The following is a 3,509-nucleotide window of genomic DNA, read 5'->3' as shown; positions in this document are numbered from 1 at the left end:
TTGACAAATATTCCGACCAATTTTCCTTTGGATGGTCAAAGCTTGGTCCCTTTGCTGGAAAATGGTAAAGATCAGGATAGGGAAGCCATGGCTTTTAGTTATTTCAGGAATGGTATTTCAATGCGAACAGACAAGTACAGAATAATGAAGTATTTTAGGGAGGAAACACCTAAGATTGAATTATATGATCACATCAATGATCCTATGGAAACCAAAAATATAGCCAATGAACATCCCGAATTGGTGAAGCAATTGCTCGTTCAGCTGGATAAAGGTGACACAGGTTTATATAACAAGGAAAACAATTAACCTAACAACCGAGATGAAATTAAAAACGTATAGGCTCCCTATTTTGGCTGCCATTTCAGCAGTATTCGTGATTGGAATGTCTTCCTGTAGCAATAATACAGACAAAGAAAAACCTACTGAAAAGCCCAACATCATTTATATTCTCGCTGATGACCTGGGATATGGAGATTTAAGTTTTCTAGGCCAGACCAAGTTCAGTACTCCAAATATTGACAAATTGGCTGCGAATGGGATGGTTTTTACACAGCATTATTCGGGTGCAACCGTTTGTGCCCCATCAAGGTCTGCTTTGATGACCGGAAAGCATACAGGGCATACACAAGTAAGAGGGAATAGGGGGTTGAATGGTGGACAATTTCCATTAGCTGAGGGCACACAGACCTTGGCAGGAGTATTGAAAAAAGCAGGGTATACCACCGGAGCATTTGGTAAATGGGGATTAGGCTATCCGGGATCTTCCGGTGCTCCTCTCAACCAGGGGTTTGATGTTTTCTTTGGATTCAACAGCCAGACCATCGCCCATAATTATTACCCCAGAGAATTATGGGACAATGATAAAATTATCAGTCTGGAAGGAAATCAAGGAACAGCGCAAGGGGAATATGCTCCCAACCTTATTCAAGAAAAGCGATTGGAATTTATTGAGGCAAATAAGGACACCCATTTTTTTATGTATGTTCCATCAATTATTCCTCATGCAGAACTTTTTGCTCCGGAGGAGTATATGGAAAAATTTCTAACCAAAACCAATCCCGAACCACCTTATCAGTACGAAAGTAAATTGGGCCCTGAAACTCCATATAAAGGGGTGGATGATCCTGAGCACCCTCGATATAAGGTTGGAGGCTACGGTTCTCAAGCTTATCCACACGCTGCCTTTGCCGCTATGGTCACACTCCTTGATGATCATGTTGGACAAATTGTGGCCAAGTTGGAGGAATTGGAAATTTTGGACAATACGGTCATCATTTTTACTTCAGACAACGGTCCACACCTAGAGGGAGGGGCAGACCCTGATTTTTTTAACAGCAACGGACCTTTTCAGGGATATAAAAGAGACTTGTTGGAAGGAGGAATTCATGTTCCGATGATTTTGAGCTGGCCGACCAAAGTTAAAAAAGGAAGTCAGACAGATCATATCAGCGCATTTTGGGATATTTTACCCACTTTTTCTGCTCTGGTAGGGGAGGAATTAGAAGGGCCAGTTGATGGTATATCCTTTCTTCCGACCCTCTTGGGTGAGGGAGAACAGCCGGCGCATGCTCACCTTTATTGGGAGTTCCATGAAAAAGGAGGAAAACAGGCCATAAGAAAAGGCAAATGGAAAGGGATCAAATTAAACGTATTTAAAGGAAATGAAACGATTCAGCTATATGATCTAGAGCAAGACCCGGGGGAAACGAATGACCTGGCAAGCGAATACCCTGAAGTAGTAGCACAAATAAAAGGCTTAATGCAAAGTTCTAGGACGGAGGATGCTGAGTGGCCATTTGAGGGGAAAATTAAAGGAGATGATAAGGACCATTGATAGTGTTATCGCTTTAGTTTGCCTTTTGGTGAGCTTTGCATGTTCGCAGAGGAACGATGCTTCTGAAGCCAAAGATTACCAAACCTGGGGACATTACCGTTCAACGAAGACAGCTGCACAGTTTTCAGGTCTGGATCAAATAAATAAGGAAAATGTTCACCTACTTCAGCCTGCATGGACTTATCACACGGGAGACTCTAAAGAAAGAACACCCATGGAATGCAATCCTATGATTCTTGGAAATGTGATGTATGTTAGCTCTCCTCAGCTTGATTTGATTGCATTGGATGCTGAAAAAGGAACCGAGCTTTGGCGCTTCGATCCGGAAGAATATGGTCAATCAGGGGGAGTGAATAGGGGTTTTTTCCATTACAGAGAAGGGGATAAGATTCGCATTTTTATGGCAGTCGGTTACTACCTTTTTGCTATAGATGCCCAATCGGGCGAATTGCTAACGGAATTTGCCGAAGAGGGGAAACTTGATTTGCGTAAAAATCTGGGGGTCGACCCCGAAGCTTTATCCATCTCTTTGAGTACTCCGGGGGTTGTTTTTGAAGACCTGATTATTATTGGTTCGGCTACGGGAGAAGGTTACGATGCTTCACCGGGACATATTAGGGCTTATAATGCCAAAACAGGTGCTTTTGAATGGATATTTCATACCATACCTAAGGAAGGTGAATTGGGCCATGATACATGGAACTGGCAAGAGGAAGAAAATTATGGTGGGGCCAATAATTGGGGCGGCTTAAGTTTGGATGAAGAGCAAGGATGGGTTTATGTATCCACAGGTTCTCCTGCATATGATTTTTATGGAGGGAATAGACTTGGGGAAAACCTATTTGGGAATTCTATTCTTGCCTTGGACGCAAAAACAGGAGAAAGAAAATGGCATTATCAGGCGGTCACCCATGATATTTGGGATTATGATCTGCCATGTGCCGCTACATTAGTAGATATACCTTCGACAAATGGTGTGGTGAAAGCCCTGGTACAACCTACTAAAATGGGAGAATTGATCCTTCTTGACAGGTTGACCGGAAAACCTTTAATGGAGATGAAAGAAAGAAATGTTCCACCTTCCTATGTGCCGGGTGAAGTTGCCCATCCCACCCAAAAGTTTAATCAGGGGATCACTGTTACCAGACAAGGTTTGGATAGTACGATGCTCACCAATATTTCCAAAGAAGCCAATGCCTATGTAAAAGAGGCGTATAAAAAGTACAGGAATGAAGGTTTGTATACACCTCCGAGTTTAGAAGGGACGCTCACCTTCCCGGCTACAAGGGGAGGTATGATTTGGGGCGGAGCTTCTTATGACCCAAACAACCATATGCTCTATGTCAATGCCAATGAAATCCCTATGATCCTGCAAGTTCGAAACATTGCAGAAAAGGATGGTCAAGGTGGAAAGCAGTCCAATTTTCCCGGAAAAAATACCTATCTGTCCAATTGCTCCAATTGTCATGGGGCAGATCAAGAGGGCTTGGGTGAGGCTTTTCCTTCTCTCAAGGGGTTAAAAGAAAGGCATGATCGTGCATCATTAACCAAAATCATAACCCATGGTAATGGTTTGATGCCCGCATTTCAAGGATTTGAAGAAAAGAAATTAAATGCCTTAATCGATTACCTATTGGAAATAACACCTGTGTCAGACCCTGTTCATGAAATT

The 3,509-nt window shown here is 42.7% G+C and carries 3 protein-coding genes; all 3 read left to right on the top strand.

Going from position 1 to position 3,509, the window contains the following annotated elements:
• A partial coding sequence (locus AAC037_RS21925; RefSeq protein ID WP_339905626.1) for a sulfatase/phosphatase domain-containing protein occupies window positions 1-309 on the top strand: 309 nt, incomplete at its 5' end.
• A gap of 13 nt (window positions 310-322) precedes the next feature.
• Window positions 323-1,837, top strand: a complete 1,515-nt coding sequence (locus tag AAC037_RS21920; protein WP_339905624.1) for an arylsulfatase — start codon at window positions 323-325, stop codon at window positions 1,835-1,837.
• On the top strand, window positions 1,821-3,509 hold a 1,689-nt coding region (locus AAC037_RS21915), incomplete at its 3' end, for a c-type cytochrome (RefSeq protein ID WP_339905622.1). The genes AAC037_RS21920 and AAC037_RS21915, both read left to right, overlap by 17 nt.

It is taken from the genome of uncultured Cyclobacterium sp., from assembly GCF_963976465.1.
Classification (GTDB): Bacteria; Bacteroidota; Bacteroidia; order Cytophagales; family Cyclobacteriaceae; genus Cyclobacterium.
Note: the sequence above shows the minus strand (reverse complement) of the source record. Positions and strands in the feature narration are given on the sequence as shown.

Bases quoted from the DNA above. Each gene is read 5' to 3' on its own strand.
- AAC037_RS21920 (WP_339905624.1), top strand. From the start codon at position 323: ATGAAATTAAAAACGTATAGGCTCCCTATTTTGGCTGCCATTTCAGCA.